This is a genomic window from Ruegeria sp. AL11, from assembly GCF_056540865.1.
Map to the genome: position 1 here is coordinate 1 of NZ_JBQFXO010000013.1, position 13,549 is coordinate 13,549.

Consider the following 13,549-nt stretch of genomic DNA (forward strand, 5'->3'; position numbering starts at 1 on the left):
ACTGTAAAAGGATGACCGCAAATAGAAAGCCTCCACGTATGACCATCTGCCAATAGGCACTGAAACTGATGGTGCCCTGACCGTTTTCAAAATTTAGAACGTTGAAGACCAGCCCCAGCAACAACGCACCTGCCACCGTCGCAGGGATCGAACCCATCCCACCCGTCAACAAAGTGCCGCCCACCACGACGGACGCGATGGCCGACAATTCCCAGCCGATGCCCTCAAGGGGTTGTCCGGCTCCGAAGCCCGAGGCCAGAAAGACGCCGGCCAGCCCCGCACAGCCACCTGACAGCAGGTAGACGAAAGCCTTGGCGCGATTGACCTTCAGTCCCATTAGGTTCGAGGCATCCTCGCTGCCACCGATCGCCAAGACAGTCCGCCCGATAGTTGTTCTTTCCAACACTAGCCAAAGTGTCAGCGTCAGTCCGGCGACGATAACGATAGCCCATGGAAACAGGCCGAACGCCTGCCCCATGCCAAGTTTGGTGAAGTTCGACCCCCAATCGACCGAAATTGTCTGGGCGTCCGAAATCACCAATGCCCCGCCTTTGGCGGCCAACATGGTCGCCAGTGTGGCGATGAAGGGCGGGATTCGAAGGATGATTATGCAAAAGGCGTTGATCGCCCCGAAACCAACCCCGGCAAGAACGGCCCCCGGCAACGCAACCTGAATCCCGTATGGGCTGAGATAGGCCGCAACAACCGACGTAAAGGCCGCAACGGATCCTACCGACAGATCAATCCCGCCGGTCATGATCACGAAACACATGCCCAGTGCAATCGCGATGAACATCGCGTTGTAATTCAGGAAAGACGAGAAATTGTAGGCGCTGCCAAAGTTTTCATAGCGCATCAACCCGAACAGGATCAAAGCCAGCAGTGCGAGCCACACCGTCACCGAAGCCGAATTGCGCCGAAGGTACTTTCGCAGGTCAAAAGCCGTTTCATCCAACATCAATCAAGCCCTCCGGAACTGTTGGACCCAAACGGCCAGGATAATGATGGCGGCTTTGGCGATTAGTGCGACTTCGTCTTCTACCCCGTTAGCCAATAGTGTATATTTGACCAATTGGATGATGACAGCACCCAGTATGGCACCAAAGATCGGCGCCCGCCCGCCTTGCAAAAGAGCTCCGCCAACAACCGCGGCTGCGATGGCATCAAGCTCCATCAGATTGCCGTTGCGCGCGGCGTCCGAGGCCGAGTTGATCGCAACCACAATCAGACCGGCCAGCCCCGCAAGCACCGCGCAGACGACATAGGCCCCGATCTTGACCCTTCGTACGGGACCACCCGACAGATAGGCAGCGCGTTCATTGCCACCAATCGCCAGTAAGTAGCGGCCCCATGTGGTTCTAGTGATCACCCAGTACAGAACACAGGCAATGGCCAGCGCCAGCCAACCCTGGAACGGCAAGCCAAGCACCTTGCCGGTTCCAAGATAACTGAATGACGGGTTTGAAAATGTCTGCAGGTTCCCATTCGTCAAAACCTGGGCAATACCGCGACCAGAGATGAAGAGAATGAGCGTTGCCACAATGGGCTGCACGTTCAATATGGCAACCATTACGCCGTTGAACACTCCGCATAACCCCGCGACGAACAGCGGCAGGACAATGGCCAAAGTGACGCCCAGCATCGGATTGGCGGCGCCCAGATCCGACAGAAAGATCAGCGGGGCCAGCGCCCCCGCCAGTGCCATGACCGCACCAACCGACAGATCGATGCCACCCGTGGCGATTACCAGCGTCATGCCGATGGCCACGATGGCGATCGTGGCAACCTGGCTGATATTCACAAACAGGGTCTGCAGTTGCAGGAAATTGGGAGTGAAAAACGCGTTGAACACCAGCAGGGCGACCAACGCGGCGATACCGCCGTGAAAGCGGAAGGGCATCGACGCGACCCGTTGCGGCAACTTCATTGCGCGGTCCATGAACCAATTCCTTCTTCATGATGCGCAAGCGCGCCCACCAGTATGTTCTCGGTAATCCCGGGGTTGGTCAGTTCCTTGACCGAGCGCCCCTCGTGCATGACCACGATGCGGTCGGCGCCTTCCACCAATTCTTCGAATTCCGAACTGATGAGGACAACGCCAAACCCCTTCTCGACATAAGACCGAATGAACGATTGGATCTCTCGTTTGGCGCCGACATCCACGCCTCGGGTCGGCTCGTCGAGTATCAGGATGTCGGGCTGTGTCGCCAGCCAACGGGCAAGAAGCACCTTTTGCTGGTTGCCGCCGGACAACTCACGAATGGGTTGGTCCATATGCGCCGCCTTGATGCCCAGATCGTCGATGAAGGCATGAACGATCTCGCGCTCGCGGTCAAAGTCGATTTGACCACGACTGGCAAGTTTCGGCAGCAGGGCTAGCGTCATATTCTCGCGCACGGACATGTCAGGAATGATCCCTTCGGCCTTGCGATCTTCGGTTAGAAAACCAACCCCGGTTGCGATCGCGTCACCCGGTCCCGACGGTTGCCCGACCGCGCCGTGCAACTCGATCGCGCCGCTGCGGGCACCGTCCACTCCGAACAAGGCGCGCGCCGCCTCGGTCCGACCAGAGCCCAGCAACCCGCCCAGCCCAACGATCTCTCCGCGGTGGAGCGTGAGGTCGAAATGCGTCAGTCGCGGGCCTGTCGAAACAGAGTCAGCCCGCAAAACGATATCTCCTTTCTTGGCCTTGGCACCTGCAAAGTCGGTGAGCCCGTCTGCCGCGATCTCGTCCTTGTTGCGGCCAAGCATGTCCGCGATCATTTCCAGTTTGGTCGTGTCCTGGACGTTGCGCGTGCTGACGGTGCGGCCGTCTCGCATCGTTGTGACCCGATCGCAGATCTGGAACAGCTCATCGAGGAAATGCGAGACATAGAGAACGGACACGCCCTGTTTTTTCAACTCGCGCACCACACCGAACAAAACCTCTACCTCACTGGCATCCAGCGACGATGTGGGTTCGTCCATGATGACCAGCTTTGCGTCCAGCGAAACGGCCCGCGCGATCGCAACCAGCTGCTGGATCGCTGTCGAGAAGTTTCCCAGTGGCTCGGTCACGTCGATATCTATGCCAAAACGCCCAAGAACCTCGCGTGCGCGCCTGTTGCCCTCGCGCCAGTCAACCAGAAAGCCGAGGCGCTTGGGCTCGTAACCCATGATGATGTTCTCGGTCACTGACCGCAGCGGCACCAGGTTGAGCTCTTGATAGATCGTGGCAATTCCAGATTCCTGCGCTTCCCGCGGGGTGGAAATGCGGCTAGGCCCACGCGCCAAATGGACGTCCCCGGCATCCCGATCGTAAACTCCGGTCAGAACTTTGATCATCGTCGATTTGCCGGCACCGTTCTGGCCAATCAGCGCATGAACCTCGCCAGGTGCGATCTCCAGACTGGCCTGGCTCAGTGCCGGTACACCGGCAAAGGACTTTTCAATTCCCGACATCGAGACGAGCGCATTCATGAGATGTCTTCCTCCGATTGCTTGCAGGCGGCGCCGACCGCAGGCCAGCACCACCCACCAGGGAGAATCAATAGGCTTCGTCGATGTGATCGGCCGCATTATCCTTGGTAAAGATCCGATCTTCGACTTTCACCCATTCCGGGATCGTCTCGCCTGCTGCGTATTTCTTCATGACTTCACAAGCCAGAGGACCGAAGAAGGGCGAGCTTTCTACTGTGACGCCCATCTTGCCATCGATGATAGCCTGAAGCGCATCGCGTGTCCCGTCGATCGAAACTATAGTCACGTCCTCACCAGGCTTGCGGCCGGCCAGTTCCAGAGCCTGGATCGCGCCGATCGCCATTTCGTCATTGTGGGCGTAGACAACGTTCACGTCGGGATGCGCCTGCAACAGGGTCTCCATCACCTGACGACCCAAGTCGCGCGCAAAGTCACCAGTCTGAGAAGCCACGATCTCAAAGCGGTCATCCGCTGCAATCGCGTCGTCGAAACCCTTTTTGCGGTCATTTGCAGGTGATGAACCAGTCGTGCCTTCCAATTGGACGATGACACCCTTGTCGCCGTCAAAATTCTCCATCAGCCATTGTGCGGCCCGATTGCCCTGATCAATAAAATCCGACCCAAGGAACGCTACGAAATGCTCGCCTGGCTTGGCGACGGCCGGATCAACCGAGCGGTCCACCAGAAAAGTAGGAATTCCGGCGGCACGTGCTTTCATAACAGCCGGAATCAGTGGCTTTTCTTCCCTCGGGGGGAGGAACAGAACGTCGATGCCTTGGGCGATCATGCTGTCCACATCCGCAACCTGCTTGGCCGCAGATCCGGCTGCATCCGTCGCGATAAGGTCCCAGCCGCAAGCCTCGGCCGTGTCATGGAAGGATTTAGTCTCGGCAATGCGCCACGGGTTGTTTGACTCCATCTGCGCAAAGCCGACCTTGTAGCGATCCTTCTGTTCAAGCGGTGGTAGATCCTGTGCGATCACCGCAGTGCCCAGGAGTGCACCCGCGACAACCGTCGAGATCAAAAGAGTTCTGCGTTTCATGATTATTCCTCCTCCATTGGTGCGGTCGCCTCCGTTTTGACCGCGAGTTTTAGGTCATGCCCAATTCATGTAAGTCGTCTGTTTCCTCAGATAGCCGTCGAAACCATAAGCGCCGTCTTCGCCCCCAACCCCGGACAATCCCCAACCGGTGTGAAATCCCTGCACCGCCTCGCCGTTGGAACGGTTCAGGTACAGTTCGCCGAACTTCAAACGGTTCGGGGCCTCCATCAATCGCCGGTGTGACGCCGTAAAGAGATATGCAGACAGTCCGAATGATGTGTCATTCGCAAAGTCTATCGCTTGATCAAAATCCTCGACTCGCATTGCTGTCGCCACAGGGCCAAAAACCTCCTCTTGCATCGCGGCATTGCCGTTGTCTGAGACCTCAAGAACCGTCGGTGACATCCAGTGCCCCTTGTGGTGAGCGCCGTCGGTCAGGGTCCCGCCTGCAAGATGAACCGCTGCACCTTCGGCGATGCTGCGCTGGATAACCTCGGCGACCTTGGTCACTTCGGCTTTGCTGACTTTGGGACCCAGATCGCAGTCTTCCATCGGATTCCCGATCGACAAAGCACGGGCGGCAGACACGAATTTTTCAAGAAACTGATCCGCAATCCCGCGATGCAGATACATACGCTCGTTACAGGTGCAAATCTGGCCGCAATTGGCAAACCGGGCTGCAATGGCAGCCGAAACGGCGGCGTCAATATCCGCATCCTCCATCACGATGAATGGCGCCTTACCGCCAAGCTCGAGCCGGACAACCTTGATCCGGTCGGCCGCGGCGCGAAAAATCTCTTTCCCGGCGCGTGTGCTGCCGGTCATCGTTATTAGTGACGTATCGGGGTGTTCGACCAACCGCTTCCCTACCACCGGCCCCTTGCCTGTCAGAACATTCAGCACACCGGGCGGAAACCCAACTCTGTCAGCGAGCTCGGCGATAGCAAGACCGGAAAGCGGCGTGATTTCGTGCCCCAACAGAACAATGGTGTTGCCTGCGACCAGCGCAGGCCCGATTTTCCTGGCGGCCAATGCCAATGGATAGTTCCAGGCCGTCAACGCTACAACAACGCCATAAGGATGACGCCGGATCTGGATTTCCTCAGACTTGTTGTCCGATGCCACTATGTCACCTGAAATCCGCCGGGCCTCTTCAGCCGCATGGCAAAGAAAGGTAACGGCGGCATCCACTTCACCGCGGGCTTGCGAGATCGGCTTGCCTTGCTCGGCTGTGATCAGGGCAGCCAAACGACCGGCGTCCACCCTGATGGCCTCGGCGAGCTTCAGGACCAGCCGCGCTCGCTCGATTGCCGGGCGCGAGGACCAAGGGCCAAAAGCCCGATGGGCCGCCTCGACGGCCGCATCCGCATGAGCGGCGGCGCCATCTAGAACTCGCGCTACGATCTCTTCATTAGCAGGGTTTTCGACGCAAACCTCGGCCGCATCGAAGTCGGTAAAGCGGCCATCGATGAACATCGAGTGACGTACGATTTGACCCAACTCCCCCACTACAGACCGCAATTTCGCCTCCCGCACGTTCCCGGCCAGACCACAATGGCGACCGCACCGCTGATCAAAGCACTAATAGTATTAGTTCGTCAACACTAATATTAACTTGTTGTTGCTAATATTAGTTGCGCGCTGCCCGCTTAATCGATAAAAAGAACGCGCACAAAAAGGTTGAAAGATGAACGATCAAGCGAAAAATGCCGGGCAGCACAGGGGAGTGGGACGAGTCGCGGGCCGGCAGCGCGTAACGATGCACGACATTGCCCGCGTCGCCGGATGCTCGCAAACGACGGTGTCGCTGGTTCTAAACAACAATGATTCCGTCAAAATCTCCGAGGACACAAAACAACGAGTCCTAGATGCCGCCAACACGCTTGGATACGCCATGCCCTCTCAACTTAGGAAACCCCAGGACAGCGCGCGTCGACCCTCGGCACTAGACGGCACCATCGCTTTTGTTGTGGACGATCTAGCGTCGAGCCCCGAAATGGTAAACGCGTTCAACGGCGTGAAACAGGCCGTTCGGGACACCGGAAATCTTGTATTGCTGGCAGAAACCCAAAACGACCCCGAAGTCGAACCAAGAACGCTTAAGTTTTTCCTCGACCAACAGGTTGCAGGCATTATTTACGCGACCGTTTTCACCCGGCGGGTGGTCGTTCCGGAACTCCTAAGGCAGACGGCAACCCCGGTTCTACTGCTGAACTGCTTTTGCGACGACCTCTCCTTGCCTGCGGTGATTCCCGGCGAAGTCGCTGCTGGACATACGGCGACCAACGCCCTGATCAAGGCCGGGCACAAACGAATCGCCACCATCACCGGCGAGCCGTTCATGGAATGCGCCGCAGGACGAACGACAGGGTATAGAAACGCTTTGGCTTCCGCCGACATTCCATTTGACGAGGACTTGGTCATAGAAGGCAATTGGCTGCCTAGCGCCGGATATGCTGCCACGCGTGAATTGATGGATCTGCCCTCTCCGCCAACCGCAATTTTTTGTCAGAATGACCGCATGGCAATCGGCTGCTATGAGGCGCTCAAGGAACTTGGCCTGTCCATTCCCGAGGACATCTCGGTCATCGGATTTGACGACGATGAAACCGCGCGACACCTGTCGCCGCCCCTGACCTCAATGATCCTTCCCACCCGCGCAATGGGACGCTGGGTCGTGGAACAGCTATTCCACGGACCGACGGATGGTCAGAGGCACCCACTCGTCAAGCTTGAATGCGAACTGGTCGAGCGAGACTCGATCAGCGAACCCAAAAGCCGGATCTGAAGGTGAAATCATGACGGAAACCTTCGATCACATCGTCATCGGCGGCGGCTCTGCCGGTGCCGCTGCTGCAGCGCGACTGGTCAACCAAGGCAAGTGCAGGGTTCTGGTGCTGGAGGCCGGGCATTCGCATCGCCATCCGTTGCTGGACATGCCACCGGGTATTTTCAAGATGATCAACGGGTCCAAGTTCATGACCTACCACCGGACCGAACCGCAAGACCACCTGGACGGCCGCGTGCATGACATTCCGCAGGCCAACGTACTGGGCGGCGGGTCGTCAGTGAATGCGCAGGTCTATATGCGCGGCCGCCCTTCTGACTATGACGCGTGGAACGACCTGCTACGACAGACCAACGACGGAGTCGGCTGGGGATGGGACGATGTGCTGCCCTATTTCCGCAGGATGGAAGACAACAACAGGCTTCACAATGACCTGCATGGCAGCGACGGTCCGGTGCAAGTCTCGGACCCGGGGCATATCGACGACATGTCACGTTGGTTCGTTCAGTCGGTGCAGGCCCTTGGCGAACCATTCAACACGGACTTCAACGGCGCAACGCAGCGCGGTGTCGGGTTCTATCAATTCACCAATCGTGCCGGAAAACGTAGCTCGTCAGCCTATGCTTTCCTCGCCCCACTTGAGACAAACCCAAACTTGACCATCCGGCTTGGCGCAAAGGTCAGCAAAGTCATCATCGAAAACGACAGGGCAGTCGGGGTGCAGTATCGCGACAAACGCGGATCCCACATCGTTCGGTGTGATGGTGAGGTTGTCCTTGCGGCGGGCGCTCTGGTCACGCCGAAAATCCTAATGCTGTCGGGTATCGGACCGGATGCACATCTTGCCGAACACAATATTCCCGTGGTCTGCTCAATGCCTGGGGTCGGCCAGAACTTGATCGACCACCCCGAAGTTCCAATCACCGCCTTTGCCAACGGTCCATACGGATATTTCAAACAAGGTGAAGGCTGGCGGATGCTGCGAAACGGCATCCAGTTCAAACTGTTCGGGAACGGCCCGGTGACTTCGGCCGGGGTCGAAGCCGGCGCCTTTGTCAATCCGTCGAACCCTGACGGAGAGCCGACAATTCAGGCTTTTTGCGTCCCCATCGTCTATCTGGATCGCGACGCGCTGGACGAAGTTCAAGATGACTTTGGCCTGACCATTACGACCGTCGTAGTCAAACCAAAATCACGCGGAGAGGTTCGGCTTCGCTCGGGCGATCCTCACGCGATGCCGGTGGTTTCGCCCAACCTTCTGAAGCATGAAGACGACATGCAGGAGATGATCCGGGGGCAGCGGTTCTTTCGCCAGGCATTCACGTCGGGCCCGCTTGCACAAAGAATCCGCGAAATCGTCATTCCGATAGCGGACGACGACGAGACGCTACGAGCACATTGCAAGAGGTTCGTAAAAACCAACTATCACCCTGCCGGCACAGCCAAAATGGGCCGGGACGGCGACGAAACGGCCGTTCTGGACGCCAGGATGCGCGTACGCGGGATCGAGAGCTTGCGGGTGTGCGACATGTCCGCCGTGCCCGATATAAACGCAGGCAACACAAACGCACCTGCCATGATGTTGGGCGAGCGATGCGCCGACCTGATCCTTGGCATCGGATCAGCCCGCGAGAAATTATCTTAGAGCCCATTTGAATTTAAAGGCAAACGCTTGAAGCTAAGCTTGTGTTCAAGTCTCTGGCTCAATGAAAAAAGCAGCACCCGGACGCATTCTAAGAATCAGATCGACCAGATCGCAGCGTTGATCCGAAAGTTCGGGTTCACAAACCCGGTTCTGGTTGATGGCGACGATGGCACTGTTGCTGGGCATGTCCGCTAAGTGACAGATAGCAGACCGAGCGTTGAAAAAAGCTAACGTCCGCCTTGCGGACAATACTGTCACTCACCTGTTGAGGGTGGATGACCACAGGCAGCCCAAAGCGGACCTTCAAAATGCGACTTTGCAATTCTCGTGTTGCGGACAAGTTAGGCCGCGTACTGCCAAGGTCTCAGCGTCGCTAGCCACTGAACTCTGACAGTGGCTCCGCAACTACAATTGCTTAACACAAACTTTGCGCCAAAGACTGTTGCCAAGCTCTGTTTCAGTTCATTTTGCCTGACAACGTTTGTGTCGGCAGTTGTCCAAAGAGTGCTCTGTAGTCTCGCGCGAACTGACCCATGTGCCAAAATCCGTAAGCGTTTGCGATGTCCGATATACTCTCCTCTGGCGAGCAGGATACCAGTTCATGGCGCACAGCACCGAGACGGGCTCTTAGATAAAACTGCTTGGGGCTCACCCCATATGTTTCCTGAAACGCGCGACGAAGAGTGCATGCGGATACCTGAATATCTGCACATACTTCACCGATTGACACGTTATCCATCAAATGGGCCCGCATGAACTCAACGGCTTGTTGTGCTAAACGGGTTCTATTTTTACTGTTTCGCCGATCACTCCATTTTTCGCCTACCACCAGCATTTCCAGAAGCTCTAAGATCATATCACTCTCTTCACTATCAGAGCTTGGTCCGGCCGCTGATCCAATTAGAAAGCGCGCTTTGTTTTTGACTAAGGAATGAAGCTTGCCAGCGTCGCTAACGAAAGATCTTATAGCGTCATTTCGCACGGTGCTGATATCAAGACCGCAATCGTCGGCGATCCGTTGAGCCCTTCGGATGTCGATGCCAAAGGTCAGGCCTGTGAGCGTTGAATTGCTCACGCCTTCAAAAGGGTCTCCGCTACCAAAATTCATCAGAGCGGTGTCTGAGGGTGAGCCGTTAAGCCAAGTCCGTACACTCCCTTTGTCTGGTAAGCCAAACGCTAGAATGTCAGGGCGAGAAACACCGGTTTGGTACACAGCCTTATCAAACGACAAATCAATCATTTGAAGGTCAAGACCTGCCCAAACGGATACCGAAGAGTTCATAGTTCCCTCTTCAATTTGGCGTAGCTCGACATCCCATTGGGACAGCTTGCGGAATTGCGAAGGGTCCTGCAAAAAAAGTGTGTTTGGGGCGCAGGTTTTTTTGGGGGCTGATCGTTTTTTGATGTCGTCCATTCCGCCCCGCAGGTAGTTTTCATGAAATGTTATTCGAATATGTAGGCGTGGACAATTGCAAGACAAAGCAGACAAATCGAGAGGGAAGAGATTCGGACGCCCATCGTTGCCTGACGATACTGCGCGCACCGAACGCGTCGTAACGCTGCTAACCAAAAGCGAAAAAGAGTTGTTGCGCTCCCAGGCTGAAGACAGCGAACTCTCCCTTTCAACCTTTTGCCATCATCTGATCCTTGAAGGTCTGAAAACAAGTAAATCATGAAACAGGGGTATCTCATGAAATCAAAACTGTTCCTCTCCGCGCTGGTCTTTGCCGGCTCCGCTATCACGGCGGCAGCTCAGGACAGCAATATCGTGCATGATGCGGAATACTATGTGCTGAAGCAGCAAAACGAAGCCGTTTGGGTCGAGAACGACGCACAGGTTGACCAACTGCTGGCCGATTTTCGTGAGAAAAACGGAGGGAACCCTCCAAACATCTTCTACATCCTTATTGACGATATGGGTTTTGGCGACATGGGTATGCCCGAGATGAACGCGATACGCGGGTATTCGACGCCCAATATCAACGCGCTCGCAGAGGAAAGCATGCGGTTTGCGCGCATGTATACCGAGCCGTCCTGCACACCGTCGCGGGTCGCCTTCATGACGGGTCGCCAGCCGTATCGCAATGGGATGGGCGATACCGCCGTCGATATTTCAGGTTTTGGCCTTGCCGATGAAGAAGTCACAATTGCCGAAGTTCTGAAATCCGTAGGCTACAACACCTCGCATGTTGGCAAATGGCACATGGGCGACATTCAGGAATCCTGGCCTACTTATCAGGGCTTTGACTACGCCGCGTTCCCCATCCATCAGCAGGGCCAGTTGGCCATCTTCAACGAAGATGCAGCCAAGGAAGAAATCACCATGGCCATAGGGGAAGACAACTACAACTCCAAATACACGCTGGATGATTGGTTTCGCCCTGATCCGGGACACATGATTACCGGCCTTGAAGCTGTTATTGGCGGGGAGGTCCGCGAAGTCCATATGGAACCGGGTGAGAAATGGACCCAGGACAAATATAATGAAATGAACATCCGCTATCAGGCACAGGCGATGGAACAGTTGCGCCTGCTAGCAGAACGGGATGAACCGTTCTTCCTGCAATACTGGCCGCTTGTCCCTCTGTCGACAACGCGCACGACGAGAGAGGCGTTCACGACACCCAACGGCGGTACATTCGTTGAAAGCATGGAAGAGCTGGATGAATGGATAGGGGTCATTCTGAACGAAGTCGATGCGCTGGGGCTCAGGGACAATACCCTGATCGTTTTGATGGGCGACAACGGTCACTTCACCAAATATGCCCCCGGCAGTGGGTTTTCGCCGCTGGTCTTCCGCGGCGGCAAGGCCGATACGTCTGAAGGAGGCGTTCGGGTGGACGCGTTTGCCCGCCTGCCCGGCTTGATCGAGGGAGACTCGATTGTATCTGACATTATTCATATCTCTGATTTGTTCACTTCAATTGCGCGTATCGGCGGAGCGATGGATGCCATCCCCCGCGACCGGATCATTGACGGTGTCGATCAGACGTCCCTGATGTTTATTGGCGATACGCATGGGCGCAGGGATCATGTACTGATCTACTCGATCAATTCGCTGAAAGAGGTGGTAAAGGAACACATCAAACTCAAAGTTCCGGCCAAAGGTGAAAATGCTATCGTGGCCAAGTTCTACAACCTGTTCCGCGACCCCCGCGAAGAACAGAGCGTATCGACCGAGATCGGAGCATGGGCTGGACATGAGTTTAACCGCATTATTGCCCGCCACCTGAAATTCAAGGAAATGTACCCCGATCAACCGGCCGCGACTGGACGTCCCTATGAAGGTATCGTGAACCTTCGTCCTGAAACCGTCGCAGCGGTGGATGCCTTTGTCGCCAAGCGGGACATTCAGCCCGACTAAAAGGTGAAGCTGATAAGAGTAATGCAAGCCCCGCATCAGATAATGATATGCTTGATGTGGGGCTTGGCATCCACAACAAAAATTCTGGAAACAATATGAAAATCCAAGCGCTTGTCCTTGCATTGGCGACTGGCATTGTTGCGGCCCCAGCAATCGCCGATGAAAACGCTTCAAACCCTTTGGCCGCAGTCAATAACACGGACATCCGGTATCAGTATTTTGATTTGGGCAACGGTGCTGAAAAGCAGGACGCCTTTATAGATGGCGCATACATGCTGCGGCCTGATCTGAAACTGAAATATGAGTTGCACTACAACTCAACGGATGTGACTGGAACTCGGTTCACTGACTTTGAGAAATTGAGCCTCAAAGCGATCTATTTCCCTTCTCAGAGACCGCTCAACGAAACGTGGGCCATCAAGTCGGCCATTGGCCTGGAGTGGATACTGGACTTTGGCGACCCGGAAAAAGGGATCGGAACCGGGTCCGATCAAATTGCGCCTTTTGGCGGGTTCGCCTTTGCAAACACAAAATCAGGGCTGACGCTGATCCCACTGCTCCAGCATTTTGCTTCATACAATGGCCCGACGGACATAAACCAAACCGCGATGCGGTTGATTGCGCTACAACCGTTTGGCGATGGGTACTGGGCCAAGGCTGATATCAAAGCACCATATGACTGGGAGAATGATGCTTGGCCAGCGACCGCTGAGTTCCAGATTGGCAAGAACCTCAGTCCTGGCATCGCAATTTATGCTGATTTCCTCATCGGTATAGGTTCCGACCGCCCCTACGATAAAGGTGCCGGCTTAGGTTTGCGTTTCAACTACTAGTTCACCCACACCCAACCTCGGCGAAGATCATCTATGTCACAGTCCAGAACTCTGTTCAGCCATTTGTTTTCTGCGTCTATCTTGACCCTTCCTGGAACTGCCTTGAGCCAATCCCTGCCCGCTTCGGGTCGGTAGGAAATAAATTGGCGTCACGCCGCATCATTCTATCTGTCTACTTCGCTCTGAACTCGGGGAAGATCAACAGTCTCTGGACGATCCGCTAAGATGGATTTGAACCTTGAAACTGAATCCGTCGTTCGCGCTTCTAATCCCCAGCCAGCGATGCTTAGGCCCAGAGTTCTGAGAAAATAGACTTCTATTACGATCTGTACCCAAGACTTTGCAAAGTCCGCTTTCTGCGCATTGCTGTCATTGGGGCGTCGAGCAGCATCGGTCAAAGTGGACTCGAAGCAGTCAT

The 13,549-nt window shown here is 55.7% G+C and carries 11 protein-coding genes; 5 read left to right on the forward strand and 6 right to left on the reverse strand.

The features are described from left to right. From ACR0IP_RS19760 to ACR0IP_RS19780, 5 genes are all read right to left on the reverse strand, one after another. The coding region (locus ACR0IP_RS19760) for an ABC transporter permease (protein ID WP_480527458.1) at positions 1 to 958 on the reverse strand (958 nt) is incomplete at its 3' end. Positions 959 to 961: 3 nt separating this feature from the next. Then, positions 962 to 1,939: an ABC transporter permease gene (locus ACR0IP_RS19765; protein ID WP_170556657.1), complete on the reverse strand. Its 978-nt coding sequence runs from the start codon at positions 1,937 to 1,939 to the stop codon at positions 962 to 964. After that, positions 1,924 to 3,459, reverse strand: a complete 1,536-nt coding sequence (locus ACR0IP_RS19770) for a sugar ABC transporter ATP-binding protein (protein WP_480527460.1) — start codon at positions 3,457 to 3,459, stop codon at positions 1,924 to 1,926. Before ACR0IP_RS19770 ends, ACR0IP_RS19765 begins: the two co-directional genes overlap by 16 nt. Before the next feature lie 67 nt (positions 3,460 to 3,526). After that, positions 3,527 to 4,501: an ABC transporter substrate-binding protein gene (locus tag ACR0IP_RS19775; RefSeq protein WP_170556656.1), complete on the reverse strand. Its 975-nt coding sequence runs from the start codon at positions 4,499 to 4,501 to the stop codon at positions 3,527 to 3,529. 54 nt (positions 4,502 to 4,555) lie between these two features. Next, positions 4,556 to 6,022, reverse strand: a complete 1,467-nt coding sequence (locus ACR0IP_RS19780) for an aldehyde dehydrogenase family protein (protein WP_480527461.1) — start codon at positions 6,020 to 6,022, stop codon at positions 4,556 to 4,558. A gap of 238 nt (positions 6,023 to 6,260) precedes the next feature. On the opposite strand from ACR0IP_RS19780, the gene ACR0IP_RS19785 reads away from it, so the two are divergent. Beyond that, positions 6,261 to 7,289 carry a LacI family DNA-binding transcriptional regulator gene (locus tag ACR0IP_RS19785; RefSeq protein WP_170556655.1) on the forward strand — a complete coding sequence of 343 codons (1,029 nt, stop codon included), beginning with the start codon at positions 6,261 to 6,263 and terminating at the stop codon, positions 7,287 to 7,289. A 10-nt stretch (positions 7,290 to 7,299) separates the two neighbouring features. Continuing rightward, positions 7,300 to 8,934: a GMC family oxidoreductase gene (locus ACR0IP_RS19790; protein ID WP_480527463.1), complete on the forward strand. Its 1,635-nt coding sequence runs from the start codon at positions 7,300 to 7,302 to the stop codon at positions 8,932 to 8,934. Positions 8,935 to 9,391: 457 nt separating this feature from the next. Here ACR0IP_RS19790 and ACR0IP_RS19795 read toward each other — a convergent pair whose 3' ends face one another. Further along, on the reverse strand, positions 9,392 to 10,348 hold the full coding sequence (locus tag ACR0IP_RS19795; protein ID WP_170768940.1) for a helix-turn-helix domain-containing protein: 957 nt from the start codon (positions 10,346 to 10,348) through the stop codon (positions 9,392 to 9,394). Between the two features lie 106 nt (positions 10,349 to 10,454). Here ACR0IP_RS19795 and ACR0IP_RS19800 point away from each other — a divergent pair, with 106 nt between their 5' ends. Genes ACR0IP_RS19800 through ACR0IP_RS19810 form a run of 3 tightly spaced genes read left to right on the forward strand, consistent with a single transcriptional unit; the run spans position 10,455 to position 13,131 of the window. After that, positions 10,455 to 10,610 (forward strand): hypothetical protein, encoded by a 156-nt coding sequence (locus ACR0IP_RS19800; protein ID WP_170380012.1) that lies wholly within the window; start codon positions 10,455 to 10,457, stop codon positions 10,608 to 10,610. Between the two features lie 14 nt (positions 10,611 to 10,624). Next, complete coding sequence (locus ACR0IP_RS19805) at positions 10,625 to 12,298, forward strand: sulfatase-like hydrolase/transferase (protein ID WP_170386664.1); 1,674 nt, start codon at positions 10,625 to 10,627, stop codon at positions 12,296 to 12,298. Between the two features lie 47 nt (positions 12,299 to 12,345). Continuing rightward, positions 12,346 to 13,131, forward strand: coding sequence for a hypothetical protein (locus ACR0IP_RS19810; protein ID WP_480527466.1), 786 nt, complete (start codon positions 12,346 to 12,348; stop codon positions 13,129 to 13,131). Positions 13,132 to 13,549 lie beyond the last annotated feature (418 nt).

Bases quoted from the DNA above. Each gene is read 5' to 3' on its own strand.
- ACR0IP_RS19765 (WP_170556657.1), bottom strand. From the start codon at position 1,939: ATGGACCGCGCAATGAAGTTGCCGCAACGGGTCGCGTCGATGCCCTTC.
- ACR0IP_RS19770 (WP_480527460.1), bottom strand. From the start codon at position 3,459: ATGAATGCGCTCGTCTCGATGTCGGGAATTGAAAAGTCCTTTGCCGGT.
- ACR0IP_RS19775 (WP_170556656.1), bottom strand. From the start codon at position 4,501: ATGAAACGCAGAACTCTTTTGATCTCGACGGTTGTCGCGGGTGCACTC.
- ACR0IP_RS19785 (WP_170556655.1), top strand. From the start codon at position 6,261: ATGCACGACATTGCCCGCGTCGCCGGATGCTCGCAAACGACGGTGTCG.
- ACR0IP_RS19790 (WP_480527463.1), top strand. From the start codon at position 7,300: ATGACGGAAACCTTCGATCACATCGTCATCGGCGGCGGCTCTGCCGGT.
- ACR0IP_RS19795 (WP_170768940.1), bottom strand. From the start codon at position 10,348: ATGGACGACATCAAAAAACGATCAGCCCCCAAAAAAACCTGCGCCCCA.
- ACR0IP_RS19805 (WP_170386664.1), top strand. From the start codon at position 10,625: ATGAAATCAAAACTGTTCCTCTCCGCGCTGGTCTTTGCCGGCTCCGCT.
- ACR0IP_RS19810 (WP_480527466.1), top strand. From the start codon at position 12,346: ATGCTTGATGTGGGGCTTGGCATCCACAACAAAAATTCTGGAAACAAT.